This is a genomic window from Phenylobacterium zucineum HLK1, from assembly GCF_000017265.1.
Lineage (GTDB): Bacteria > Pseudomonadota > Alphaproteobacteria > Caulobacterales > Caulobacteraceae > Phenylobacterium > Phenylobacterium zucineum.
Genome location: NC_011144.1, coordinates 716,819 through 742,188 on the forward strand (window position 1 = coordinate 716,819; position 25,370 = coordinate 742,188).

The window sequence follows — 25,370 nt, forward strand, 5'->3', positions numbered from 1 at the left end:
ACGCAGGGCCGCGGTCGCCCGCCCCTGTCTCGGGCGGGACTATCGGCGGGGCGTGCGACATCCGGGTGACGCTTCGATGATGTAACCGCGAACCCGGCGCGGGCGCGCGAAGGTGCGTGTGGCGAATATTGTCATAAAACTTTCGCAGAGCCCGGCTATACGATAAGGTTCTCCTCCAATCGGCGGCGGGAGTCCGCCGAGACTTGAGGAGGAAGATCCATGCGCATCGCGATCTGCGCCGCCGCCCTTGTCGCTCTCGGCGCCGGCGCCGCCCTGGCCAAGGAGCCGCCGAACGCCCGATCGGCGGCGAAGGATGCTGTCGCCACCGAGACGTCGGGCGCGCCGAAAACCCTTTATGTCTGCGAGGATAACGCCCTGACGCGGCGGGGTTTCGCCCGCGAGTTCGGGCAGGTGGAGTTCGTCACGGCGAAGGACGCCCGCGCCGACGGGGAGGCCTGGTCCGCGCCCAAGTGCATCACCGGCGCCGAGGCGCGTAAGCTGAAGGCGCTGCGCCTCTCCAACACGCGGTAGAATATTCGTTCGGATGCGGACGAATAACGAATCATCCGTACAAGGACAAATTGACTGAGGGAAAGCTCAGTCTTGCGTGAATACGCTTCTCTGAGTTAGCAGTCGGCTCCGTGGCGGCGGGGGCCTGGCGGGCGACGATGCGCGCCCGCGTTCCCGCGCGGAAGACAGCCGAGGTGTCGTTTGCTGACCTCTGAAGGCCTGGCCCTGCTGCGGGACGTGGAGCGTGAAGGCGTGCTGACCGTCGCGCGCGCCTCTCCCGAGGACGCCCTGGCCGAACGACTGGAAGGCGAGGGGCTGGTGCGGCGCGCCGGACCTGCCGAGGGCGCCGCGGGCCGCCGCTACGTGCTGTCGGGCCGCGGCGTGCGGCTGATCCGCAACGGCGGGGCGCTCGTCAGCACGCGGTGACGGCGTCCGACTCGGCGGCGACCAGGTTCAGCACCGCCGTCATGGCGGCCAGCAGGCGATCGGGCCGGATGGGCTTTTCCACCACTCCGTTTACGCCGCAGCGGCGGTAGAAGGCCGCGTCCGCCGGATCGGCGTTGGCGGTCAGCGCCAGGATCGGCGTCCGCGAGCCCGCCCCGGCGCCCGAGCGGATTCGGCGGGTCGCTTCGGCGCCGTCCATCACCGGCATCTTGATGTCCATGAGGATCAGGTCGAAGCGGCCGGAGGCGGCGGCCTCGACGGCGGCCGCGCCGTCCTCGACGCATTCGCTGGTGCAGCCGAAGGTCTCGCAGAGGCTGGCCGCGACCAGCCGGTTGGTCGCGTTGTCGTCGGCGATCAGCACGTGGACGCGGCCCTCGACGCCGGGCGGCGGCTCGGCCGTCGCTCCGCCAACGGAGCTTGGCGCCGGCACGCGGAAGAGCGGCGTCTCGAACGCGAACTCCGCGCCGCCTTCCGGCCGGTTGCGGGCCTGGATGGTTCCGTCCATCCGCTGGACGATTTGGCGGCAGACCGCCAGGCCGAGGCCCGCGCCGCCCCGTCGGACGCCCTCCTCCGTCTGCTGGAAGGGCTGGAAGATGGTCTCCAGCCGCTCGGGGGGAACGCCTGGCCCTGAGTCCGATACAGCGCCGGCCAGCCGCACGCAGTCGCCCTCGGTCCGCGCCGTCAGGCGCACGTGGACGCCGCCGGCGCCGGTGAACTTCAGCCCGTTCCCCACCAGGTTGTTGAGGATCTGGCGCAGGCGGACCCGGTCTCCGAGAACCCAGAGGTCCTGCGGGCCGTCGTAGGCGCCGGTGAGCGGAACGCCCCTGATGTCGGCCTGCGGCGTCCAGAGCGCGAGCACGTCGTCCAGGAGTTCGGCGACGGGCAGCGGCGCCTCGTCCAGTTCCAGCCCCGCCGCCTCGGCGCGCGAGAGGTCGAGCGCATCGTTCAGCAGGCGGAGCAGCACGCCGCCGGACTCGATGATGGTGTTGACCAGGGGCGCGAGCTCGGCGTCCGGCAGCTTGCGCCGCAGGATCTCGGCGACGCCAAGCACGCCGTTCAGCGGCGTGCGGATCTCGTGGCTCATCACCGCCAGGAAGCGGGCCTTGGCGGCCAGCGCCTCGTGGGCCTGGGCGCTGGACGCCCGGGCGGCCTCGGCCAGGCGGGTCATCTCTCCGGCGTGGGACGCGGTCTCGGCGGCGGACGCCTGCAACAGGGCCAGCATGGTGCCGACTCCGGCGTAGCGCCCGCCGCAGGTGACGATGAAGCCGTGCAGCAGCTCGGACGGGCGCTCCTCGAGGATCCGGCCGCAGAACTCCGAGACCGTGACGTCGCCGTCGGCCACCAGCGGGTCGGTCTTCATCCAGCCGGCGATCGGCCGCCGCGACCACAGGGCGTGGCCGTACTGGGCGGCCATGCGGACCAGGAAGCTGTTGCGCTCGACGATGCCGATCGGCCGGCCCGCGGCGTCCACGACCGCGATGGCCAGGGTGTCCGGCTCGGACTCGAAGCGCCGGTAGAGCTCGCCGCCGGTGGCGGTGGAGAAGACCGGCGGGACGCAGGGGGCGATGTCGAGCAGCAGGGCCATGGGGAGCGCGTTCGGGAAAGCCCCGCCGTTCTCCCCGGGCGCGGCTAACGAGCGGTTAGGGCCGGGCCCCGATTTCATGAATGTTTTGCGAAACTTATGTGTCCGCAGGGGCGGCCGGCCCCGCCTCGGGTCGCCGTCAAGAAACTGACGCCGGACGGTGACGCGGCCGACGTCAGTCCCGCGTATCCGGCCCCCAAGAAAGATTCGGGGAGAGATTGGGGAGTGATTCGGATGCGTGTCGTCTGGATCGCGGCCACGGGCTTCGGCGCCGCCGGGCTGGCCGTCGCAGGGCCCGCCGCCGGCCAGGGGCCTGGGGAACGGCAGGGGCTGACCTACCGGCCGTCCGAGCGGCTGATCTCGGAGGCGCCGCCTCTGCGGCTGGAGCTCGCCCGCGACCGCTCGGAACGCTCCCGCTCGGCGAAGATCAGCTATGCCGTGGGCGGCGGGCTGGAGCTGTTCGTGGACCTGCAGAGGGCCCGGGGCCGCTTCCACCGGGACGCCGACGGCGCTGTCCGCGACTGGACCGCCTTCCAGGACCGCAACCGCAAGGCCTATGCGGTGGGTTTCAGCAAGCGCTGGTGAGCGCCGGCGGGCGGATCAGCGATCGGCCGCGGCCATCACCTGCGCCCCCGTCTCGCGCGGCGTCCGCCCCCTGAAGCTCAGCCTGTAGCGGACGAGGTAGCCGGCGTGATCCGACAGCGACGGGGTCTCGCCGCCGTCGAACAGCGTCTCCACCCCGACCGGCCGCAGGTCGATGCCCGCGGGGCTCGCGAAGGCCTGTAGATCCTGCGACTTCAGCCAGGGCTGGTTTTGCGCGGCGTGCGGCGAGGCGCACTGGGCGGCGTGCCGATGGCAGAACTCGGCGACGACGACATAGGGCCGCGCCTCGGCCCGGTATTTGTAGCGGTCGGGGGCGTTCCGGACGTTGAAGTCGCCGCCGACCACCAGCGGGCGGTCCGGCGCGGCGTGGTCGGCGATGAAGGCCAGCAGCTCGTCCGTCTGCCGGTGGTGCGCCTGGAGCGTGCGGGGCTTGGGGGCGCGGCTGGCGCGGCGCGCGTTCAGGTGCGTGTTGATCACGTCGACCTCGGTCCCGTCGTCCAGTCGCACCCGGACCAGCATCACGCCCTTGGCCGCGAGGCAGTCGAGACCCGCGCAGGCGCTGTAGGCCGCCGCGCGCACGTCACGGATCGGCAGGTCCGACAGCACGTGCAGGCCCCCGCCCGCGAGCGTCCCCCATCCCTCGCCGCGGAGCAGGCCGGGAAGGGCGGGAAGGCCGCCGGCGCGCCGGTCGCCTCGGCCGGGCCCGCGCGCCCAGTGGGCGTAGCCGCTGGCGCGGACCAGGTCCTCCACCTCGCCGCGGAAGCCTTCCTGGATCAGCACCAGGTCCGGCTCGCGGCCCGCCCGGCGCAGCGCCGCCAGCTCCTCGCCGATGGCGCGCAGGGCCGCGCCCCGCCCGCGGGCGACCGGCCAGGGCAGCCCGCGCACATTGTAGGTGAGGACGCTGATCTCCCGCTCCCGCGGCCCTTGGGACGGCGGCTCGACGGGCGGCGCCTGCGGCGCGCCCGCGACCACGGAAGCAGCGAGAATCGCCAGCAGCATGACGGCGCTCCAGCCCCTGAGCGCCGCCGGGATGCCTTGCTTCGGTGACCCGCCCGTGACCGCACTGCGACGGTTCGGCCACAGATATTCACGCGCGTGAGAGTGAGTATTGACATGGCGAGGCGGCCCGACGCATCGTCCGCCCAGACGCCCGGCGTGAATGACCGGGCATGCAAGGGAGGGAAGGGAACATGAGGTCGCTTCTATTGGGGTCGGCTTGCGCCGCGACCCTCGCCGCCGCTTCGCCGGCGCTGGCCCAGACCGCGCCGCAGGCCACGCAGGCCACGGACGTGGGCGAGGTGATCGTCACGGCCACCCGCCGCGCCGAGCGCCTGCAGGACGTGCCGCTGAGCGTCACCGCCTATTCGCAGGAGGCGCTCACCGCCAAGGGCATCGTGGGCTACGAGGGCCTGGCGGTGGAGACGCCCGGCGTGGTGCTGAACCGGCCGACGGCCAACTTCAACAACTTCACCGCGCGCGGGATCGCCACCAACGGCTACGGCGCGAACCTGCAGAGCACGGTGGCGGTCTATATCGACGAGCTGCCGATCTCGACCATCGGCAACACGACGGTGCTCGATCCCAACCTCTATGACGTCGAGCGCGTGGAGTTCCTGCGCGGTCCCCAGGGCACGCTGTTCGGCTCGGGCTCGCTGTCGGGCGCCCTGCGCATCCTCACCAAGAAGCCGGATTCGTCGGCCTTCGACGCCTCGGTTCTCGTCGACTACGGCATGGTGGGGTCGGACTCGCTGCGCCAGCGCTACAACGCCATGGTCAACGTGCCGCTCGTCCAGGACAAGCTGGCGATCCGCGCGGTCGGCTTCCTCCGCAAGGAGGAGGGCTACGTCGACAACGTGGGCCTGGCCAACCGGAAGAACTCGAACGATCTCGACTATGCGGGCGGGCGGGTCAGCCTGCTGTGGGAGCCGACCGACCGGACGTCGGTCAAACTCCTGGTCTCGCGCGAGGTCAGCAAGCCCAGGGATTCCTCGACGGTCAGCCCCGCGCTGGGCCACGACCGGCGGGTGTCGGACCGGCCCGACCTCTTCCAGGGCTGGCTGACGAGCTACAACGCCACCATCGAGCACCAGTTCGACGGCGCCCAGTTCACCAGCTCGACGACCTGGTCCGAGTTCGACCAGAAGTTCTACGTCGACCTCGCGGGCACGTTCCTGCCGCAGGGCGCGGTTCCCGGCCCCACCAGCATCGCCTTCGGCCTCGACGCCGACGCCTACCAGGACACCTTCGTGCAGGAAGCGCGGCTGGCTTCGGATCCCGGGGGCCGGTGGGACTGGGTGGTCGGCGGCTTCTTCCTCGATCGCCGCTGGGACGTGGACTACAACTACCGCTCCCGGCCGGACTACCTCGCCTTCCGCGGCTTCACCGGGCTGTCGGACGAGTACTACCAGCGCCAGTTCAACCACACGAACTCGCAGGAGCTCGCCGGCTTCGGCAACGTGACCTACCGGTTCAGCGAGAACTTCTGGGTCACCGGCGGGCTGCGTTACGGCGGCTTCGAAGCGCAGTCCCACGTCGAGGGCGGCTACAACAGCAACTACCTGGCCGCGGCCCTGACCCCCGGCTTCAGCGGACCGCTGACGATCGTCCCCATCGCCCCCGTCACCGGGGTGAAGGCCAAGGAGACGGGACCGTCCTACAAGATCAGCCTCTCCTACAAGCCGACGCCGAACCTCACCACCTACGCCACGGTGTCGACGGGCTTCCGGACGCCGATCGTCAACGGCTTCGCGGGCCGTCCGAGCGTGGTCGATCCGACCGACATCATCATCCCGCCCGGCGCCGACTCCGACGACCTGACCAACTACGAGATCGGCCTGAAGGGACGTTGGCTGAACGGCCGGCTGACCACCAACCTGGCCGCCTACTGGATCGACTGGAAGAACATCCAGGTGCAGGCCAACCGCGTGTCGGACTCGGTGCAGTTCGCCACCAACATCGGCCAGGCGTACAGCCGCGGCCTGGAATTCGAGATCATCGCCCTGCCCATGGAAGGGCTGACGGTGGGGGCCAACGGCGCCTTCAACGAGGCCGAGGTGAGCAAGCTGTCTCCCACCGAGGCGGCCATCTCGGGCGCCGGCGAGGGCGTGCGGCTGGCCTCGCCCCGGTTCCAGGGCGCGGCCTACGTCAACTACGGCTTCGACCTGACGCCGGAGGCGCGGGCGAACTTCTCGGCCGTGGTCCAGCGGGTCGGCAAGTATCCGGGGCTGTTCCCGTACATCCCGGGCCGGCCGGGCGTGCTGCAGCCGACCTACGACTACACCGAGGCCTACACCAACGTGAACGCCACGTTCGCGGTCGCCTTCGACACCTGGACGGTCGCGGCCTACGTCGAGAACCTCTTCGACAGCCGCAAGATCACCTACGTGCATCCGGAGGCGTTCCTCGCCAGCCGGTACGCCGAGCAGCGTCCGCGCACCTTCGGGGTGCGGGTCGGCTACGACTTCTAGGCCATGGCGTCCTCCTCCCCGACGCCGGCCGCGGCCGACTCCTCCGCGAGTCCGGCCGCGGCCCTGCGGCCCGCCAAGGGCGCCTGGCCCGTCCTGGCGATCCTCTGCTTCGTCTACGTGCTGAACTTCCTGGACCGGCAGCTGCTGTCGATCCTGGCCAAGCCGATCCAGGACGACCTCGGGGTCACCGACGGCCAGCTCGGGCTGATCAGCGGCCTCTACTTCGCGCTGTTCTACTGCCTGATCTCGATCCCGGTGGGCTGGCTGGCCGACCGGACCAACCGAGTGCGGGTGCTGGCCTTCGCCTGCGGCCTGTGGAGCGCGGCCACCGTGGCCTGCGGCCTGTCGGCGAACTATCCGCAGCTCGTCCTCGCCCGGATGACGGTCGGCGTCGGCGAAGCGGGCGGGGTGCCGCCGTCCTACGCCATCATCACCGACTACTTCCCGCCCGGGCAGCGGGGCACGGCGCTCGGCCTGTTCAACCTCGGACCGCCCATCGGCCAGGCCCTGGGCGTGGCCTTCGGCGCGGCCATCGCGGCGGCCTACAGCTGGCGGATGGCCTTCATCCTGCTGGGCGCCGTCGGCATCGTCACGGCCATCGCCGTCCTGGCGGGCGTGCGCGAGCCCGAGCGGGGCGCCCTGGACCGTGCGGCGGGGCAGGCGCCCAAGCTGCAGGCCGGGCCGGCGAAGTTCTGGCCCACGGTGCGGATGTTCTTCTCGACGCCCGCCCTGGCCCTCGTCGCCTCGGCCAGCGCGGCGACCCAGATCATCACCTACGGCGCGGGCAACTTCACCGTCCTGTTCCTGATGCGCGAGAAGGGCATGACTCTCGAGGACGTGTCGCTCTGGTACGCCCTGGTGGTCGCCGTCGGCATGGGCGGCGGGATCTTCGTCTCGGGCCGGGTGATCGACAAGTACACCCGTCGCACGAAGGCGGCCTACGCCCTGGCGCCGGCGGTGTCGCTGGCGCTCGCGGTGCCGGCGTACCTGGCCTTCGTCTGGGCGCCGTCGTGGCCGCTGGCCCTGGCGTTCCTGCTGTTCCCGACGTTCCTGAACTACTTCTACCTGTCATCCGCCGTGGCGCTGGTGCAGGAGGAGGTGGCGCCCGAGCAGCGCGTGCTGTCCGGCGCCCTGCTGCTGCTGGTGATGAACCTGATCGGGATGGGCGTGGGCCCGACGTTCGTCGGGGCGGTGAGCGACCTCGTCCGGGCCGCCCATCCGGAGAATTCGCTTCAGATCGCGTTCTATGCGCTGGCGCCGATGTACCTCGTCGCCGTGGGGCTGTTCGTGGCGCTGGCGCGGGTGCTGAGGCGCGAGGAGACCGGCGCGTGAGGGCCCGGGTCGGCACGCTGCGGGGTCTGGGCCTGGCTCTGGGCCTGGCTCTGGGCCTCGCCCTGGCGCTGGGCGCCGGGCCGGCCCTGGCGCGGTCGGCGCCGGTGGTCGAGGCGCCCGCCGGCGCGGTGCGGGGCGAGGCCTTGGGCGAGGTGGCCGCCTTCCGGGGCATCCCCTACGCCGCCCCGCCGGTCGGCCAGAGGCGCTGGCGCCCGCCCGCGCCGCTCGCCCCCTGGGCGGGGGTGCGCGAGGCCAAGGACTTCGGACCCGCCTGCCTGCAGCCGCGCATGCCGCCGGGCTTCATCTATGCGAGCGAGCTGCCGCAGCTCAGCGAGGACTGCCTGACGCTGAACGTCTGGGCGCCGAAGGACGCGGCCAGGACGCCCAGCGGCGCGCCGGTCATGGTCTGGATCCACGGCGGTTCGCTGACGACCGGCTCCAGCCGCGAGGCGATGTACGACGGCGCGGCGCTGGCGCGGCGCGGGATCGTGGTGGTCTCGATCAACTACCGGCTGGGCGTGCTGGGCTGGCTGGCCCATCCCGCGCTGACCGCCGAGAGCCCGGACAAGGTCTCGGGCAACTACGGGCTGCTGGACCAGATCGCAGCCCTGACCTGGGTGAAGCGCAACATCGCCGCGTTCGGCGGCGACCCCGCGAACGTCACCGTCGCCGGCGAGTCCGCCGGTGGGTTGAGCGTCCTGTACCTGATGGCCTCGCCGCTGGCGCGCGGCCTGTTCCACAAGGCGATCTTGCAGAGCGCCTACATGGTTTCGACGCCCGAACTGGGGGAGAACAGGTTCGGGCACGAGGGGGCGGAGGCCGCCGGCGCCCGGCTTGCCGAGAGGCTCGGCGCCGGCGGCCTCGCGGACCTGCGGGCCATGGACGCCGCGGCGCTGGTGGACAAGGCGCCCAAGGCAGGCTTCGCCCCGTTCGGCGCCATCGACGGCAAGGTGCTGCCGCGCCAGATCGTGGAGGTGTTCGACCGCGGCGAGCAGGCGCCCGTTCCGGTGCTGGCCGGGTTCAACGAGGGCGAGATCCGCTCGCTGCGCCGGCTGGCGCCGCCGAAGCCCGCGAGCGCGGCGGCCTACGAGGCGGCGATCCGCGAGCGCTACGGCGACCTCGCCGACGACTTCCTTAGGCTCTATCCGTCGAGCGACCTGGGTGAGAGCGTGATCGCCACGACCCGGGACGCGCTCTACGGCTGGACGGCCGAACGGCTGGCGCGCAAGCAGACCGAGCTGGGCCAGCCGGCCTTCCTCTACCTGTTCGACCACGGCTATCCGGCGGCCGATGCGCTGGACCTGCACGCCTTCCACGCCAGCGAGATCCCCTATGTGTTCGGCACGCGCGACCGCACGCCGGCGGGCTGGCCGAAGCCGCCGCTCTCCAGCCTGGAGACCCGGCTGGGCCAGGCGATCCAGGGCTACTGGGCCGCGTTCGTGAAGACGGGCCGGCCGGCCGCGGCGGACCAGCCGGCGTGGCCGCCCTATGGCGAGAGCCGCGCCTACATGGCCTTCGAGGACGCCCCGCGCCCCAAGACCGGCCTGATGCCCGGCATGTACGAGCTGCACGAGGACGTCGTCGGCCGCCGCCGGGCGCAAGGCGACACCCCCTGGAACTGGAACGTCGGCGTGGTTTCGCCGGTCCTGCCGCCCAAGAGTACGGAGCGCCGATGATCGACGGAGCCATGCAGCCTTTCGCGCTGACGCTCGACAAGTTCCTGGAGCACGCCGCCAAGTGGCGTCCGACTTCGGAAGTGGTCACGGCCCGGGAAGGCGGAAAGGTCGACCGGATCGGCTATGCGGACCTGAAGGCGCGCAGCCAGAAGGTCTCGGCCGTGCTGGCCGGGCTGGGCGTCGGCCTCGGCTGCCGGGTGGCCACGCTCGCCTGGAACACCCAGGCCCACGTGGAGGCCTGGTACGGGGTCATGGGCATGGGGGCGGTCTGCCACACGCTGAACCCGCGCCTGACGCCCAACGACCTGGCGGCCATGGTGGAGCGCTCGGCCGCGCGGATCCTGATCGCCAGCGCCGACCTGCTGCCGCTGGCCCGCGAGATCGCCGAGCGCGTCTCGGCCCCGCCACGGCTGCTGGTCATCGACGGGGAGGGCGAGGGCGACGCGGCCGCCCTGGAGCCGATGATCGCCGGTGCGGCCGAGGGGCTGGCCTGGGGCGGCTTCGACGAGACCGCGCCGTGCGGCCTGTGCTTCACCTCGGGGACGACGGGCGCCCCCAAGGGCGTGACCTACACCCACCGCGCCAGCTACCTGCACACCCTGCGCTCGCTGCAGGTGGACACCATGGCCCTGGCGGGGGGCGATGCGGTGCTGACCGTGGTGCCGATGTTCCACGCCAACGCCTGGGGCCTGCCGTTCGCCGCCCCGGCGGTGGGGGCCAAGCTGGTCCTGCCGGGCCGGAACGCCGACGGCGCCAGCCTCGCCCGGCTGATCCGGGCCGAGGACGTGACGGTGGCGGTGGGCGTGCCGACCGTCTGGCTGGGCCTTCTGGAGCACCTAGAGGCCGAGGGCGGCGAGGTCCCGAGCCTGAAGCGGATCCTGGTGGGCGGGGCGCCCATGCCCCCGGCCCTGATGGCCCGGCTGGAGGCGCGGCTGGGCGTGGTCGTCCAGACCAGCTGGGGGATGACCGAGCTGTCGCCGTCGGGGACGGTGATGTCGGCCGCCGACCCCGGGCGCACCGCCGCCCAGGCCGGCCGTCCGGCGGTGGGCGTGGACCTGATGGTCGCCGATTCCGAGGGCCGGCCGCTGCCCGAGCAGCGCAACGTCGAGGGCCACCTGCACGTGCGCGGCGCGGCGGTGATCGAGCGCTACTTCGGCGAGACGAAGCCGGCCGTGGACGCCGAGGGATGGTTCGCCACGGGCGACCTTGCGCGTATCGACGAGGCCGGCAACCTCTACATCACCGGCCGGGCCAAGGACCTCATCAAATCGGGCGGCGAGTGGATCAACCCCGCAGAGATCGAGGCGGTGGTCAGCGCGCTGCCCGAGGTGTCCCTGGCGGCGGTCATCGGGCGCCAGGATCCGAAGTGGGGCGAGCGGCCGATCCTGCTGGTCGAGCTGCGCGAGCCGAAGGCGAGCGACGCGGCCCTGCTGGAGCCGCTGAAGGGCAAGGTGGCGAGCTGGTGGATTCCCGACGAGGTTGTCCGCCTGAAGAGCATGCCGCTGGCCGCGACGGGCAAGATCGACAAGCTGAAGCTCAGGGCCGAGTACGGCGCGGGCGCCGCGGAGGCGGCGACTTGACGGCGCCGGCGGGCGGCCCGAAACAGCCCGGCATGCCGGAGAGCGCCAAACCGCGTCGACGCACGAAGAAGGCCGAGCAGCGCGCCGAGTCGATGGAGCAGATCCTCGACGCGGCCGAGGAGCTGTTCTCGAAGCACGGCCTCTACGGCGTGACGCTGAAGGACGTGGCCAAGCAGGTGGGCGTGCACCACACGCTGCTGAACTACTACTTCGAGGACAAGAAGAAGCTCTTCGACGCGGTGTTCGCCCGCCGGGCGGCGGTGACCAGCGAGCGGCGGATCAAGGCGCTCGACGAATACGACGCGCAGTCGAACGGCAAGCCCACGGTGGAAGGGGCGCTGCGCGCCTTCCTCGACACCGACCTCGACCTCTACATCCAGGGCGGCGAGGGCTGGAAGAACTACGGGGCCCTGGGGGCGCTGGTCTCGAACACCCCCGAGTGGGGCGCCGAGCTGATGGACCAGCACTTCGATCCCGTGGTGCTCCGGCTGATCGAGCTCCTGAAGAAGGCCCTGCCGGACTGCGCCGAAGAGGATATCTTCTGGGGCTATCACTTCGTGACCGGCGCCCTGATGGTGACGCTGGCGCGCACGGGCCGGATCGACAAGCTGTCGGGCGGCATGTGCCGCTCGGACGATTTCGTGGCCATCAAACAGCGCATGGCCCGGTTCATGGCGGCCGGATTCCTCGAAATCTGCGAGGCGCGGACGGCGGCCCGCCGCGGCTGAGGCCGGGCGTCCCTTCGATCCCTCCCTGACCTGAAGGCGGCGCCCGAAGCGCCTGCGCAATTATGTTCACTCGCGTGCGCGTGAACATCTTGACGAACCCCGTTCGGCGGCGCCAACATTCACTCACACAAGAGTGAGCATCCAAGCTCATACGGGAGGAAGCCATGAAATCCGCGTTCAACGGCGCGTCAGCCGCTGCGATTCTCGCGTGCCTGGCGGCGTCGCCCGCCTGGAGCCAGCAACCCGCGCAGGTCGAGGAGGTGGTGGTCACAGGCTCCCACATCCGCGGCACGCCGGAGGACGCCGCCCTGCCGGTCGAGGTGTTCACCCAGGCGGACCTGGAGGCGCGGGGCGCGCCGACCGCCCTGGAGTTCGCCAAGAGCCTGACCATCTCGGGCCCGACGACCGGCGAGTCCTACTATTTCGGCGGCCCGGCCCTCACCGGCTCGGTGACCTACAACCTGCGCGGCCTCGGGTCGGACAAGACGCTGGTCCTGCTGAACGGCCGGCGGATGGACATCAACACCGCGAACATCCCGTCCATCGCCCTGTCCCGGACCGAGGTGCTGAAGGACGGCGCGGCGGTGATCTACGGCGCCGACGCCACCGGCGGGGTGGTCAACTTCATCACCCGCGAGCGGTTCGTCGGCCTCGAGGCCCAGGCCCAGTACAAGTACATCGACGGCTCGAAGGGCGACTATTCGGTCGGCGTGATGGGCGGCGTCGGCGAGGGCGACGTCAACTTCCTCTGGTCGGCCGAGTACGAGCACCGCTCGCGGCTGCACGCCCTGGAGCGCGGGTTCACCCACGACTCGCTGGACCCCATGCGGACCGGCTACAACCCCGCCCCCTGGTCGACGCTGACGAACCTGGCCGGATGGCAGCCGCGTGGCGCCCTGCCGGCGATCCCCACCGCCACGGCGAACGGCGAGTTCGGGGCGCCGGTGGGCGGCATCGTCTCGGACTTCACGCCCGCCAGCTGCGCGGCGGTGGGCGGCCGCTACGACAACAATTTCACCTGCGCCTACAACTACATCCCCTACTACAACCTGGTCGAGAACACCGACACCTACCGGGTCTACGCCCAGCTGAACGCCCGCCTCACCGAGGACATGGAGTTCCACGCGGACTTCTCGTACGGCCAGGTGACCGTGCCGCAGGTGTTCGGCTCGCCCGCCCAGCCGATGGTGCGCGGGCCGGCGATGGCGACCGGTTCGGTGTTCCAGTTCTACGTGCCGATCTCCAACCCCCATGCGGCGGCCTTCGCCGCGCGGAACGGGATCGTGGGCGCGGAAGGCTTCACGCCCGTCACCTGGCGGCTGCTGGGCCACGGCGGCAACCTGGCCCTGGGCGACGGCGAAGGCTTCGGCGTCCCGGACAAGATCGACAACCAGGTCTGGCGCGTCTCGGCGGGCCTGAAGGGCGAGTTCGGCGACTGGGCGGGCCCGGCCAGCGGGATCGGCTACGACTTCGCCGTCACCTACAACCAGTCGACCCTCTTCAACACCCACCCGGACACCATCGGCTACCGGGTGCAGCAGGCGCTGAACGGCTTCGGCGGCCCGGGCTGCAACGCGCCGGACCTCGACCCGGCCCGCTTCGGCACCCAGAACCCCGGCGCCGCCGGCCAGAACGGCTGCATGTGGTGGAACCCCTTCTCCACCGGCTTCGCCGAGCAGCCGGTGCGGGGCTTGGCCAATCCCAACCACGTCGCCGGGACCGAGAACCCCGCCGAGCTGGTCCGCTGGATGTTCGATCCGCGGGCGGCCGAGACGGTGAACCACAGCGTGACGGCGGACCTGGTGTTCAACGGCCGCACCGGGATCAGCCTGCCGGGCGGCGAGATCGGCTGGGCGGCCGGCGCGCAGCTGCGGTACTTCGAGACCCGCCAGACGATCGACAGCCCGCTGTTCAACGGCTCCACCCCCTGCGAGTGGCCGAGCGGGACCACCAGCGCCAACGGCCCGGGCTCGCCCAACCTGGAAGCCAATCCGCTGCCGACCACGGACCCGAACTTCCGCGGCTGCACGCCGGACAGCCCGGGGCCGTTCGTGCTGTTCGCGCCCGACCTGCCGGATTATGCGGACCGCCAGCAGTACTCGTTCTTCGGCGAGGTGGACCTGCCGCTGCTCGACACCCTGAACATCCAGGCCGCCGTGCGGCACGAGGAGTTCTCGGGCGGCCTGGGGGCGACGGTCTACAAGGTGGCCGGCAAGTGGGACGTCTTTGGCCCGCTGTCGGTGCGCGGCTCGTACGGCACCAACTACCAGACCCCGCCGATCACGGCGGTGCCGGGCCAGGTCTCGATCGCCGCGCGGAACTACACCGTCGCCGGCAGCAACTGGCTGGCGGCCCAGTTCATCACCGACGACAACCTCAAGCCCGAGACCGCCAAGGCCTGGAACGCCGGCGCCATCTGGCAGAGCCGCGGCTTTTCGCCGGACCACGACTTCCGCCTGATCGTCGACTACTTCGACATCCGCACGAAGGACCAGATCGGCCAGATCGCCGACCCCAACCAGATCGCCAACCTGGTGTTCAACGGGCCGGGCGGCACGATCACCACCTGCGATCCGGCCGCCCAGCCGCTGCTGCAGCGGGTGACCTTCAACGGGACCTGCGCGGTGGGCATGAGCGCGGTCGGGGCGTTCTCCTCGATCTCCACCCGCTTCGGCAACGGCCCGGGCCAGACGACCAACGGCTTCGACATCCAGGCCGACTACAACATGCCGGTGGGCGCGGGCGACCTGACGCTGAGCCTGACCGCGACCAAGATCACCGAACTGAAGACCGGCTCCACCGAGCTGGACGGGGTGGTGGTCTCCACCGGCGACGACCGCCTGGGGACGCTGAACTTCGCCACCTTCGCCCAGGCGGCGCCGGAATGGCGGGCGAACCTGGCGGCCAACTACCGGATGGACCGGCAGAACTTCCGCCTGGGCGTGAACTTCGTCTCGGCCGTCACGGACGAGCGACCGGGGATCCAGTACGGCGAGGAGGGCGAGGACTGGATCACGGTGGACTTCACCTACCGCCTCGAGCTGGACGACGGCATGGCGCTCACCGCCACCGTGGCCAACATCCTCGACCGCGACCCGCCGCCCGCCCAGGAGGAGTTCGGCTACGACCCGTGGACGGGCAATCCGCTGGGCCGGACCATCGAGGTCGGCGTGCGCAAGGCCTTCTAGTTCCTCCCCGAGACTTCACAGGCGGCTTCGGCCGCCTGTCTTCTTGGAGGGGGGATTGTTGGAGGGACGGGCGTCAGTTCAGCGCGGCGGAGAGCAGGCGCCAGAGGGTGGTGTCGAAGGCCGGATCGGGCGCATCCTGCCCGAGGCGGACGACCACCAGCCGGCGCGAGGGCGAGACATAGAGCTTGCGGTCGAGCGCCCCGAACGCCGCGACCAGGTCGGCCGGCGCGGTGGGGATCAGCGGACCCTCGGCGCGGCCCCCCGCCGCCCGGACCGCGTAGGCGCCGCCGTTCAGCCACCACAGGCGTCCGTAGGCGGGATTGACCGCAGAGCGGCGGAAGAGGTCCGACAGGCCGGCCCGGGAGACCACCTGCGTCCCGTTGGCCGCCCGTCCGCCGTCCAGCACGAGCTGGCCCAGCCGGGCGAGGTCGCCGGGCGAAGTGACCAGGCCGACCGGATTGCCGACGTCGCCGAACCCGGCCGGACGGGGCCGCCAGGCCGTGTCGGCCATGCCGGCGGGCTCCGTCAGCCAGTCGCGCGTGATCTCGGCGAGGGGTCGGCCGGCGGCGGCCTCCAGCACCCGCTGGGCCGCCGCATAGACGGGGGTGTTGTAGAGGAAGACCGTCCCGGGCGCGGCGGCGTAGGCGAAGCCCTCGGTCAGGCCCGAGCTCATGGTCAGGATGTCGACGACGCGGATCTGCGCCTCCTTCTCCGGCGGCGCCTTCGACCAGCCGGAACCGAGGTAGTCCGAGACGGGCCGATCCACGTCGAGCAGACCCCGGTCGACGGCGATGGCGGCGAGCACGGCCACGACGCTCTTCTGCAGCGAGGCCACGTCCTCCAGCGGCTCGCCCGCCGGCGTGGTCCCATGGGCGAACAGGGCGCGGAACCGCTGGGCCTCACCCGGCAGGGGCCAGTTGGCGCGGGCCAGCACCTCGCCGTCGCGGATCACCAGGAAGCCGGTGGTCTTCTGGGCGCGGGCGTAGTCCAGCACCGCCTGCAGCGCGGGGGCGTGGGCGGAGGCCGGCGGGGCGGCGGGCGCCGCGAGGAGGACGGCGGGCGCGAGCGTCAGGCCGGCCGCCAGCAAGGCGGCGACGTGGAATCGCGTCATGTCCGCAGGCTCCCCCCGTACGGCCCGCAACGGTTCGGCGGGCGTGACAATCCTAACTCTCCGGCGAATGAATACCGTTCCCCCGACCTGACCGCGACTGGAAGATGACCGACGCAACCCAAGCCCCCGGCGGCGTGCGCCGCGCCTATCCCTCGCGCCGCGACCTCGTGGCCGGCTCCGGAACCCTGGGCCTTGCGGCGGCGACGCCGGCGGGCGCCGCGATCGGAAGGGCCGACGAGTCGCTGGACTCCGCCTGGCTGCAGGCGGTGCTGGAGCGCTATGCGGCTTTCGAGGGCAAGGCGTCGGGCGGACCGGGGGACGAGGCCTGCGGCGCCTGGCTGGAGGGCGAACTCCGGCGCGCCGGCTACGCCTGCCGGCGGCAGGTCTTCGACGCGCCGTTCCTGGACCTGCGCGCGGCCAACCTGGCGGCGGGCGCTGCGAGCGCCGGACTGACGGCCAATCCCCTGGCGCCGGTGACGGGGCCCGGCGGCGTTTCCGGCCCGCTGCGGCTGGCGTCCGTTCCGGGCGACCTTCAGGGGGCCATCGCCCTGGTCGTCCTGCCGCACAAGCGATGGGTGACGCTGGTCGATCCCATGGCCGCCCGCCCGCTGGAGGACGCCCTGGCCCGCGGCGCGGCCGCGGCGGTCCTGGTGACGACGGGACCCACGGGCGAGGCCATCGCGCTCAACGTCAGCCCGCACCGGCCGGCGCCGGCGCGGCCGGTGGCGATCCTGGCCCCCAAGGATGCGGGCCCGTTCCTGGCGGCCGCCGCCGAAGGCCGACCCGCGACGCTGACCCTCGACGGGACCGCAGGCCGGCGGCCGGCCTACAACCTGATCGCCCGGCTGGACCGCGGCGCGGCCCGGACCCTCGTCGTCTCGACGCCAAGGTCCGGCTGGTTCGACTGCGCCGCCGAGCGGGGCTCGGGACTGGCGGTCTGGCTGTCGCTGGCCCGCTGGCTGGCCCAGGCGGACCTCGGCGTGGACGTCGAATTGGCGGCCAACAGCGGCCACGAGTTCGAATACCTCGGCGGCGAGCACTACCTGGAAGAGGCCGCGCCGCCGCCCGAGCGTACGGCCATGTGGGTGCATGTGGGCGCCAGCACGGCGGCGCGCGACTGGCACGCCTTCGGCCCGCTGCGACCGCTGCCCAGCGCCGACCCGCAGCGCGTCCTGACCGCGACGGCGGACATCATCGACCGCGTGCGCCCGGCCTTCGCCGGCCTCGCGGGCCTGGAGGCGGTGCTCGAGGCCACGGCCCTGACCGCAGGGGGCGAGATGACCAACGTGCTGAAGGCCGGCTACCGGACGGCCATCGGCCAGTACGGCGTCCACCGCTACTTCCACACCGCCGCCGACGACCTGCGCTGCACCTCGGGCGAGCTGGTCCGGCCGGCGGCCCAGGCGTTCCGCGCGGCCATCGCCGCCGCCCTCGGCCGCCCCGCCGCCGGCTAGGAGACCGCGCCTTCACGGCCCCGCTTCACCCCTCCGAGGATATTCGCTAACGTGTGAGTGAAGAATCTTTCGGGGGAGGTTTCCGATGTCGCTTGAAGGTCGTGTCGCCGTCGTCACCGGTTCGGGAGGAGGCCTGGGCCGCGCCCACGCGCTCTACCTGGCCTCGAAGGGCGCGAAGGTGGTGGTCAACGACCTGAGCCAGGAGGCCGCCGACCGGGTCTGCGCCGAGATCGCGGCCGCCGGCGGGAGCGCCATCGCCGCCGCCGCTTCGGTGACCGACGAGGCCGGCGTCGCGGCCATGGTGCGGCGGACGCTGGACGCCTGGGGCCGCGTGGACATCCTGGTGAACAACGCCGGCATCCTGCGCGACAAGAGCTTCGCCAAGATGACCATCGAGGACTTCCGCCTCGTCGTGGACGTCCACCTGATCGGGGCCGCGATCTGCAGCAAGGCGGTTTGGGACGTGATGCGCGAGCAGGCCTACGGCCGCATCGTGATGACCACCTCCTCGTCGGGGCTCTACGGCAACTTCGGCCAAGCCAACTACGGCGCGGCCAAGATGGCGCTGGTCGGGCTGATGCAGACCCTGGCCATCGAGGGGGCCAAGTACGACATCCGGGTCAACTGCCTGGCGCCGACCGCGGCGACCCAGATGACCCACGGCGTGCTCTCGGACGAGAGCCTGCAGCTGCTGGACCCGGCACTGGTCAGCCCCGGCCTCCTCGCCCTGGTGTCGGACGAGGCGCCGAGCCGCGCGGTGCTCTGCGCCGGCGCCGGCCACTTCGCCGCCGCCCATGTGACCCTGACCGAGGGCGCACAGGTCGGCGCGCGCCCCGACGCAGGCGAGCAGGTGATCGCCCGCTGGGCGGAGGTCGCGGACCGGCGGGGCGAGATCGTCCCCGCCTACGGCTTCACCCAGGCCGAACGCGAGCTGGCCGCCGCCGGGCTGGCCCCCCAGACCGCGGTGGTCGCCCGCTGAGGACGCGCCGTCCCGCCGGAGCCGACAGGCGTCAACCGCCCACTTGACGGGCGGCAAGGCGCTCCGGCCGAAGCAGGCGCAGGCTGCAGGGGTCCGAAACGAGGGAGACGCTTTTCCGCAGCAACGTTCCACCTGGACTTCAGCCCCCCGGCTCCCCGGCGGGGCCGTTTCTTTCGCCCGGCGCCGCCGGGCGCGGCTGCGGATCGCCCCGGAGACCTGCCATGCCGCCCATCGCCGCCATCCGCGCCGAGCCCCGGTCTGCCGCCTTCCCCCGGCTGCTGGAGACGCGCCTCGCTGGCCGCGCCCGCCGCAAGGGCCGGCGCACGCGCGCCGCGCTGAGGATCGCCGCCGCCCGCCTGATCCACCTCAACGGCTACGACCGCGTCCATACCGCCGACATCGCCGACGCCGCGGGCCTGTCGAAGGCGGCGTTCTACGTCTACTTCCGCGACAAGGCGGACGTGGCGGTGTCGGTCCTGCGCCCGTTCGTGGCCGTCGCCTTCCCGGCCCGCAGCCCGTGCTTCGAGGCTGTCGATCCGGTGCGCAGCGCCTTCGCCCGGCTCGCGCCGCTGATCGGCGAGAACCGGCGGCTCATCCAGGCGCTGGAGCCGCTGCGGGACGACGCCCCCGACTTCGCCGCCCGGTGCGAGGCCCGGATCCTGCGGTGGCATGAGGGCCTGCTGTCGTCGGCGGGCCTCGATCCGCGTCTCGCGCCGCTGCTCGCCGCGACCAGCCTCGGCCTCGCCTGGCGATCGCCGGACGCCGCGGCCGGCGGCGTGGCCGAGGAGGTTTCGCGCCTGTGGCGGCCCGCGGGCGCCGCCCCGCGTCAGGCGGTCCGCGCGGCCCCCGTGCTCGTCAGCCTGGTCGGTGCGTAGAGCTCGGGCCGGACGCCCGCGTCCAACAGGTCGCCCGGGATTCGCCGGCCCAGCAGCAGCGATGCGGCCAGGCTTCCGGCCGCCGGCGACGTCTGCACGCCGAAGCCGCCGAGCCCGGCGAACCAGAAGAAGCCCGGCGTCGAGGACCAGCCGATGACCGGCGCGCGGTCGGGGGCGAAGGTCCTCAGGCCGGCCCAGGCGCGGATCGGGCGCGGCTCGGGCTGGCGCGACAGGCGGCTGAACAGCGCCGCCGCGTGGGCCACGTCGAGCGTCTCGGGCTGGGCGTCGCAGGGCGGGCTCGGCGTCTCGTCGCAGGCGGTGAAGAGCAGGGCCTTCGAGCAGGGGCGGAAGTAGAACCGCTCGTCCACGTCCTTGACCGTCGGCCAGCCGGCGGTCTCGGGCGGTCTGGGAAACAGCAGGACCGTCCGCCGCTTCGGCTGCAGGCCCAGCGCCGCCGCGCCGGCGGCGCGGGCGACCTCGTCGGCCCAGGCGCCGGCGGCGTTGACGATCACCGGCGCGGCCCAGGTGACACCGCCGGCGGAGACCCGCCAGACCGAGCCCCGGCGGGCGAAGGTCAGGTCCCCCACGCCCACGTGGACCTGCCCGCCCGACCGGCGGCAGGCCGCCAGGAAGCCGGCGTGCAGCCGGGCGACGTCGATGTCGCCGCCCTCGGCCTCCAGCAGGGCGCCGGCCAGGCGCCCGGCCCGCAGCAGCGGCGCCCGGCGCGCCGCTTCGGTGGGGCCGAAGAGGCGCGCGCCGGGCAGCTCGCCGGCCAGGGCGGCGAGGGCGGCGATCTGCGAGGGGCCGGCCACGTGCAGGGTGGGGCGCGGGGTCAGGAGGTCGCCGCCGAAGATCCCGGGCGGCTCGGCGAAGAACCGCAGGCTGGCCCGGCTCAGCGGCCGCGCGGCCTCGCCGCCGTAGGACGGCAGCAGCATGCCGGACGAGCGGCCGGTGGCGTGACGCCCCGCCGGCGCCTCCCGCTCCAGCACCACCACGCGCCGCCAGGGGGCCAGGAAGGCGGCGATCGCCGCGCCCGCGACGCCGCCGCCGATCACCACGACGTCGCAGGGATGCAGGGTGGTGGTCATCAAGCGTCCAGGAGCTCGAGGCCGCGCGCGCCGTGGACGTAGCCGTTGACGAGCGGACCGGGCGGCCCTGCCGCGGCGAGCGCGGCCCGCAGTTCGGGCGGCGAGGAGCGCCCGTCGGCGAAGCGGCGGAAGGCGGCCGAGACCGCGGCCATGTCGCCGGTGTGAGGGGAGAGGCGCAGCGCGCCGACGCCGGCCTCCCGCAGCCGCGCCGGCTCGACATCGACCACGTGCACCCCGTGGGACAGCGTCTGGACGCCGTTCATCGCCAGGAAGGGCGTGGCCTCCACCGTGGCGACGGCGAGGCCGTCCGGGTCGCGCTCGCAGACGAACTGGCAGGCGTCCTTGTGCAGCCCGTGCAGGCGGGCGTGGTAGCAGCGCCCGGACAGGGCGAGCGGCAGGCGGCCGTAGGCGAACAGCTCCACCTCCAGCCCGGGGCAGCCGCGGGCGATGGCGGCCACCGCGCCGAGCGAGAGCTCGATGTTGGCGCACAGCCGCACGCAGCCGCGCCGCATCAGCTCGCGCGCCGCCGCCTCGTTGTAGACGTTGAGGAACGGCCCGGCGACGAACGGCGTCCCGGCGGGCGCCCCGGTGGAGGCACGGGCCAGGGCCGAGATGTCGTTGATCTCAACGGGACCGCCCGCCTCCACGAGCGCGGCGCTGGCCCGCAGTTCGCGCCGATTGGCGGGCAGGGCGAGGGTCGACCAGACCACGGTCTTGCCGCCGGCCTCCAGCGCCTCGGCCGACTCGGCCAGGGCGTCGGCCAGCAGCGGCCCGCGTTTTCCGCAGACCACCTCGCCCAGGTAGACGCGGTCGACGGCCGGATCGTCCGCGACGCGGCGGTAGAACGTCCGCACCGCCTCGGCCGGCCAGTTGAACAGCAGGGGGCCGACGGTGATCTCCAGGCGCCCGCTCATCGCCAGCGCTTCCGGTAGGCGCCGGCCGTCTCGCGGCCGCCCTCGGCGAGATCGGCGAGACGGCCTTCCCAGGGCGCGAGGTCCTCGCCGCGCTCGAGGGCGTCGATCGCCCCGCGGAACGCCGCGGCGACGCGCGCGACGTAGGCGCGTCCGCGCTGGCGGCCCTCCACCTTCACGGCCGTCACGCCCGCGTCGCGCAGCGACGTCAGCAGGCTCATGGCGTTCAGGCTGACCGGCTCCTCGAACAGGTAGCCGGTCGCCCCGCCGGCCTCGAAGCGGCCCTTGCAGAGGGTGGGATAGCCGGCCGGCTCCTCGGGCCCCAGGCGGTCGATGGCCAGGCCCGACAGGCGCGGCGTGAGCGCCTGGGACGTCCTATCGAAGGCGACGGCCTCGGCCGGCGAGCAGACGCCGGCGAGGTTGGGCGAGCGGCCGGTGGCGTACGAGGAGAGGGCGCAGCGCCCCTCGGCCATGACGCAGAGCCCGCCGAACACGAACGCCTCGATCTCGACCGGCGAGCCGCGGCAGACCTCGGCCACCTCGGCGGCGGAGAGCACGCGCGGCAGGACGACCCGCCGGACGCCGTACGCCTCGGCGTAGAAGCCGATCGCCTCGGCCGTGCCGGCGGCCGCCTGGACCGACAGGTGCAGGCGAAGGCCCGGATGGCGCTCGCGGGCGTAGGCGAGGACGCCCAGGTCGGCCACGATCACCGCGTAGACGCCGGCCGCGGCGGCGGCGTCGATGGCCGCCCGCCAGGGGTCGATCCCGCCGGCCGTGGCGAAGGTGTTGATGGCGACGAGCACGCGCGCGCCGCGGCCGTGGGCCCACTCGATCTCGCGGGCGAGCTCGTCGGGCGAGAAGTTCAGGCCCGGGAAGTTGCGCGCGTTCGTGGCGTCCCGCAGGCCGCAGTAGACGCTGTCGGCGCCCGCCTCCACGGCGGCCCGCAGCATGGCGGGCGACCCGGCGGGACAGACGAGTTCGAGCGGCGGCATGTCAGGCGACCGTCGCCGGGCGGCGGCTGCGCAGCAGGCGGCCGAGGCCCAGGGCCGCGAGGCGCCGCGCGGGCGCCGGGCCGGGCAGCAGGTCGGCGAGCCCGAGGTCGGCGGCCTCCAGGGCGTTGTGGAGGGCGACGGCCGCCTCCACCGACCCCTCGACGGCGAGGCCGCGGCCGAAGAACGCCGCGTCGGCGTCGAGTTCGCCGGCGACCAGCGCCAGGAAGTCCGTCATGCGTCCCCGGATGCGCGCCGTGGCGGCCGGTCCCCCAGCTGCCCCTGTGGCCGGCTCGAGCGTCACGCGGCCCCGGCGGGGGTCCGGCTCGAGGCGGAAGGCGAGCGGAGAGCCCAGCGGCTCCAGGACGAAGGCCGCCGAGCGGAACTCGCCCAGGCGCTCGAACGCCGCCGGATCGCGCCGGCCGGCTCGCCTCAGAACCGCGGTGAGTCCGGCGTTCAGGGGCAGGGCGGCGAGCGCGAGGGCCGCGTCTCGCAGGGGCGCATCCCGGCCCCGCGTCGAATGTCCACGTCTACGCACCGCGTCCTCCTGGGAGGCCTGGATAGACTCATCGGCGGCGGATCCGCTTGTCGCGCGTCAAGGCCAGGCTTGATGGGCGTCGCCGGCTGGCCAGCGAGCGGATCAGGAGGGCGGATCAGGGACAGACGCCGCGGTAGCGCGGCACCTGGCCGACCAGCGAGCAGGGGCGGAAACGGCTGTCCAGCTCCTGCGCCAGCACCAGGTCCCAGGCGTCGCGGCAGGCGCCCGTCGAGCCGGGCACGCAGAAGACGAAGGTGTCCTCGACCTGGCCGGCGAGCGCCCGCGACTGGAGGGTGGAGACGCCGACGGTCCCGTAGCTCGCCTGGTGGAAGACCACCGCGAAGCCGTCCATCTCCCGGCGCAGCAGGGGGCGCACCGCCTCGGGCGTGACGTCCCGCGGGGAAAAGCCCGTCCCGCCGGTGACCAGGATCACGTCCACATCGGGATCGGCCGCCCAGGCCAGCACCCGCGCGCGGATCGCCTCGACCTCGTCGGGCACGATGGCCTTGCCGGCGAGGACATGGCCGGCGCCCGTCAGCCGCTGGGCGAGCAGGCCGCCCGAGGTGTCGGTGGCCTCGTCGCGGGTGTCGGACACCGTCAGCACGGCGATCCCGAGGGGATGGAACGGCAGGTCGGGGTCGATGCGCGCCTTGCCGGCCTCGGGCCGGCGCGCCTGCAGGGTCGCGGTCACGGAAGGGGCTCCCAGTTGCCCAGCCTGACTACCGCGGCCGCGGGCGATCGCGGTTGTCCGACATCAAGCCCCCGGGCGGCGGCGGTCAGCCGACGATCTTGCCGGGGTTGAGCTGGCCGCGCGGATCGAGCGCGCCCTTCAGGGTGCGCATCAGGGCGATCTCGGCCGGGGCGCGGGACAGGCCCAGCAGCTCGCGCTTGCGCAGGCCGATGCCGTGCTCGGCCGACACCGACCCGCCCAGGGGCGCGAGCGGCTCGTGGACGATCCGGTCGATCTCGGCGTGGGCGTCCGCGGGGACCGCGCCCACGATCAGGTGCAGGTTGCCGTCGCCCAGGTGTCCGAACACCCACAGCGGCGAGTCCGGCCAGCGGGCGGCGAGCTCCGCGCGCACGCCCTCCACATAGGCTGGCATGTGACGGATCGGCAGGCTGACGTCGAACGCCGCCGGCGGGCCGAAGCGGCCGGTCTGCATGACGTCGTCGCGCAGCGCCCACATCCGCTCGGCCTCGGCGTGGGACCGGGCGATGGCCGCGTCGGCGATCAGCCCCTCCTCCAGCAGCCCGGTCAGGGCGGCCTCGAAGCGGGCCGGGTCGTGCTCGGGATCGCCGCCCAGCATCTCGGCGAGGACATAGAACGCATGGCCCGCGGGCACGGGCGGGCGGCCCTGCGCCGGGGGCGTAGTGACCAGCTCGTAGAAGCCGGGCCACATCACCTCGAAGGCGGACAGCAGCCCGCCGAGGTCGGCGTCGAGCCGCCGGAGCAGCTTCGGCAGGGCCTCGAAGCTGTCCACGGCCAGGAAGGCGGTTCCCCGCGCGGCCGGGCGCGGGCGCAGGCGCAGCACCGCCCGGGTCACGACGCCGAGCGTGCCCTCGGCCCCGATGAACAGCTGCTTGAGGTCGTAGCCGGTGTTGTTCTTCAGCAGGCGGTTGAGGCCGGGCACGAGCGTCCCGTCGGGCAGCACCACCTCGAGCCCCAGCACCTGGTCGCGGGTCATGCCGTAGCGCAGCACGCGGTTGCCCCCGGCGTTGGTCGAGACCATGCCGCCGATCGTGGCCGAGCCCCGCGCGCCGAGGTCCAGGGGCAGGAAGAGGCCGGCCGCTTCAACCGCGTCGCAGGCCTTGGCCAGGGGGCAGCCGGCCTGCACCACCATCAGCGACTCGTCGGCGTCGATCTCCTCGACGGCGTCCAGGCGCTCCAGGCTCAGCGCCAGGGCGCCCTCCGCGTAGGCCCCGCCCGCCAGGCCCGTGCGCCCGCCCCAGGGCACGACCGGAACGCCCGCTTCGGCCGCGGCCCGCACGACGTCGGCGACCTGCTCCGGGGTCCGCGGTCGGGCCACCGCGAGCGGCGTTCCCAGCGAGCCCCAGAAGCTGAACGCCGCCTCGGCGGCGGCCGGGCCGGTCAGGAGGTCGGCGGGGGGCAGGAAGGTTTCCAGGCGTCGGACGAGATCGGGCATGCGGGTCTCCGTCGCGGAGTGTGGAGGCGTCGGCCGGCCGGTCGCATGACGGATGTCAATCGCCGGCCTGTACGGGGTCCTTGCCTGCCCAGGCGCCCCGACGCACAGTGTTACGCAAAGTCGTCCGCTGGCGACAGCCGGCGTTCGGGGAACCGCGGCGTGACTCGCGAG

The 25,370-nt window shown here is 73.0% G+C and carries 21 protein-coding genes; 12 read left to right on the plus strand and 9 right to left on the minus strand.

The features are described from left to right. The first annotated feature begins 219 nt into the window (after positions 1 to 219). The gene (locus PHZ_RS03600; RefSeq protein ID WP_041373103.1) at positions 220 to 531 is read left to right on the plus strand and encodes a hypothetical protein; all 312 of its coding nucleotides are present in this window, start codon (positions 220 to 222) and stop codon (positions 529 to 531) included. Between the two features lie 180 nt (positions 532 to 711). Next, complete coding sequence (locus PHZ_RS03605; RefSeq protein ID WP_041373104.1) at positions 712 to 936, plus strand: hypothetical protein; 225 nt, start codon at positions 712 to 714, stop codon at positions 934 to 936. Here PHZ_RS03605 and PHZ_RS03610 read toward each other — a convergent pair. Then, on the minus strand, positions 923 to 2,539 hold the full coding sequence (locus PHZ_RS03610) for an ATP-binding protein (RefSeq protein WP_012521228.1): 1,617 nt from the start codon (positions 2,537 to 2,539) through the stop codon (positions 923 to 925). The two genes, PHZ_RS03605 and PHZ_RS03610, sit on opposite strands and share 14 nt — an antisense overlap. Positions 2,540 to 2,770: 231 nt before the next feature. On the opposite strand from PHZ_RS03610, the gene PHZ_RS03615 reads away from it, so the two are divergent. Further along, positions 2,771 to 3,121: a hypothetical protein gene (locus tag PHZ_RS03615; protein ID WP_041373105.1), complete on the plus strand. Its 351-nt coding sequence runs from the start codon at positions 2,771 to 2,773 to the stop codon at positions 3,119 to 3,121. 15 nt (positions 3,122 to 3,136) lie between these two features. Here PHZ_RS03615 and PHZ_RS03620 read toward each other — a convergent pair whose 3' ends face one another. Next, the gene (locus PHZ_RS03620; RefSeq protein ID WP_012521229.1) at positions 3,137 to 4,138 is read right to left on the minus strand and encodes an endonuclease/exonuclease/phosphatase family protein; all 1,002 of its coding nucleotides are present in this window, start codon (positions 4,136 to 4,138) and stop codon (positions 3,137 to 3,139) included. 191 nt (positions 4,139 to 4,329) lie between these two features. On the opposite strand from PHZ_RS03620, the gene PHZ_RS03625 reads away from it, so the two are divergent. The 6 genes from PHZ_RS03625 (at position 4,330) to PHZ_RS03650 (ending at position 15,110) form a co-directional block, all read left to right on the plus strand. Further along, positions 4,330 to 6,606 carry a TonB-dependent receptor gene (locus PHZ_RS03625; protein WP_012521230.1) on the plus strand — a complete coding sequence of 759 codons (2,277 nt, stop codon included), beginning with the start codon at positions 4,330 to 4,332 and terminating at the stop codon, positions 6,604 to 6,606. Between the two features lie 3 nt (positions 6,607 to 6,609). Next, complete coding sequence (locus PHZ_RS03630; protein ID WP_012521231.1) at positions 6,610 to 7,938, plus strand: spinster family MFS transporter; 1,329 nt, start codon at positions 6,610 to 6,612, stop codon at positions 7,936 to 7,938. Further along, the gene (locus tag PHZ_RS03635) at positions 7,935 to 9,614 is read left to right on the plus strand and encodes a carboxylesterase/lipase family protein (protein ID WP_012521232.1); all 1,680 of its coding nucleotides are present in this window, start codon (positions 7,935 to 7,937) and stop codon (positions 9,612 to 9,614) included. Before PHZ_RS03630 ends, PHZ_RS03635 begins: the two co-directional genes overlap by 4 nt. Next, positions 9,611 to 11,194: an AMP-binding protein gene (locus PHZ_RS03640; RefSeq protein ID WP_012521233.1), complete on the plus strand. Its 1,584-nt coding sequence runs from the start codon at positions 9,611 to 9,613 to the stop codon at positions 11,192 to 11,194. Before PHZ_RS03635 ends, PHZ_RS03640 begins: the two co-directional genes overlap by 4 nt. 32 nt (positions 11,195 to 11,226) lie before the next feature. After that, on the plus strand, positions 11,227 to 11,922 hold the full coding sequence (locus PHZ_RS03645; protein WP_041373859.1) for a TetR/AcrR family transcriptional regulator: 696 nt from the start codon (positions 11,227 to 11,229) through the stop codon (positions 11,920 to 11,922). Between the two features lie 164 nt (positions 11,923 to 12,086). Continuing rightward, positions 12,087 to 15,110 (plus strand): TonB-dependent receptor domain-containing protein, encoded by a 3,024-nt coding sequence (locus PHZ_RS03650; RefSeq protein ID WP_012521235.1) that lies wholly within the window; start codon positions 12,087 to 12,089, stop codon positions 15,108 to 15,110. Between the two features lie 73 nt (positions 15,111 to 15,183). Here the strand turns inward: PHZ_RS03650 and PHZ_RS03655 are convergent, their stop codons facing one another. Further along, the gene (locus tag PHZ_RS03655) at positions 15,184 to 16,221 is read right to left on the minus strand and encodes a serine hydrolase domain-containing protein (RefSeq protein ID WP_012521236.1); all 1,038 of its coding nucleotides are present in this window, start codon (positions 16,219 to 16,221) and stop codon (positions 15,184 to 15,186) included. Between the two features lie 104 nt (positions 16,222 to 16,325). On the opposite strand from PHZ_RS03655, the gene PHZ_RS03660 reads away from it, so the two are divergent. The 3 genes from PHZ_RS03660 to PHZ_RS21470 all read left to right on the plus strand — a co-directional run bounded on the left by PHZ_RS03660 (position 16,326) and on the right by PHZ_RS21470 (position 19,529). Beyond that, the gene (locus PHZ_RS03660; RefSeq protein WP_012521237.1) at positions 16,326 to 17,675 is read left to right on the plus strand and encodes a M28 family peptidase; all 1,350 of its coding nucleotides are present in this window, start codon (positions 16,326 to 16,328) and stop codon (positions 17,673 to 17,675) included. An 85-nt stretch (positions 17,676 to 17,760) separates the two neighbouring features. After that, positions 17,761 to 18,654 (plus strand): SDR family NAD(P)-dependent oxidoreductase, encoded by an 894-nt coding sequence (locus PHZ_RS03665; protein WP_012521238.1) that lies wholly within the window; start codon positions 17,761 to 17,763, stop codon positions 18,652 to 18,654. A 221-nt stretch (positions 18,655 to 18,875) separates the two neighbouring features. Then, on the plus strand, positions 18,876 to 19,529 hold the full coding sequence (locus PHZ_RS21470) for a TetR/AcrR family transcriptional regulator (RefSeq protein ID WP_012521239.1): 654 nt from the start codon (positions 18,876 to 18,878) through the stop codon (positions 19,527 to 19,529). Here the strand turns inward: PHZ_RS21470 and PHZ_RS03675 are convergent. From PHZ_RS03675 to PHZ_RS03700, 6 genes are all read right to left on the minus strand, one after another. Then, a complete protein-coding gene (locus PHZ_RS03675) occupies positions 19,481 to 20,617 on the minus strand; it encodes an NAD(P)/FAD-dependent oxidoreductase (RefSeq protein ID WP_041373106.1) in 1,137 nt (378 codons plus the stop codon). The two genes, PHZ_RS21470 and PHZ_RS03675, sit on opposite strands and share 49 nt — an antisense overlap. Further along, complete coding sequence (ubiV, locus tag PHZ_RS03680; RefSeq protein WP_012521241.1) at positions 20,617 to 21,531, minus strand: ubiquinone anaerobic biosynthesis protein UbiV; 915 nt, start codon at positions 21,529 to 21,531, stop codon at positions 20,617 to 20,619. The genes PHZ_RS03675 and ubiV overlap by 1 nt, the downstream gene beginning before the upstream one ends. Then, on the minus strand, positions 21,528 to 22,520 hold the full coding sequence (gene ubiU, locus PHZ_RS03685) for a ubiquinone anaerobic biosynthesis protein UbiU (RefSeq protein WP_012521242.1): 993 nt from the start codon (positions 22,518 to 22,520) through the stop codon (positions 21,528 to 21,530). The genes ubiV and ubiU overlap by 4 nt, the downstream gene beginning before the upstream one ends. A gap of 1 nt (position 22,521) precedes the next feature. Beyond that, positions 22,522 to 23,055 carry a ubiquinone anaerobic biosynthesis accessory factor UbiT gene (gene ubiT / locus PHZ_RS03690; protein ID WP_012521243.1) on the minus strand — a complete coding sequence of 178 codons (534 nt, stop codon included), beginning with the start codon at positions 23,053 to 23,055 and terminating at the stop codon, positions 22,522 to 22,524. A 115-nt stretch (positions 23,056 to 23,170) separates the two neighbouring features. Beyond that, complete coding sequence (gene moaB / locus PHZ_RS03695) at positions 23,171 to 23,746, minus strand: molybdenum cofactor biosynthesis protein B (RefSeq protein WP_012521244.1); 576 nt, start codon at positions 23,744 to 23,746, stop codon at positions 23,171 to 23,173. An 85-nt stretch (positions 23,747 to 23,831) separates the two neighbouring features. Then, the gene (locus tag PHZ_RS03700; RefSeq protein ID WP_012521245.1) at positions 23,832 to 25,199 is read right to left on the minus strand and encodes an FAD-binding oxidoreductase; all 1,368 of its coding nucleotides are present in this window, start codon (positions 25,197 to 25,199) and stop codon (positions 23,832 to 23,834) included. Positions 25,200 to 25,370 lie beyond the last annotated feature (171 nt).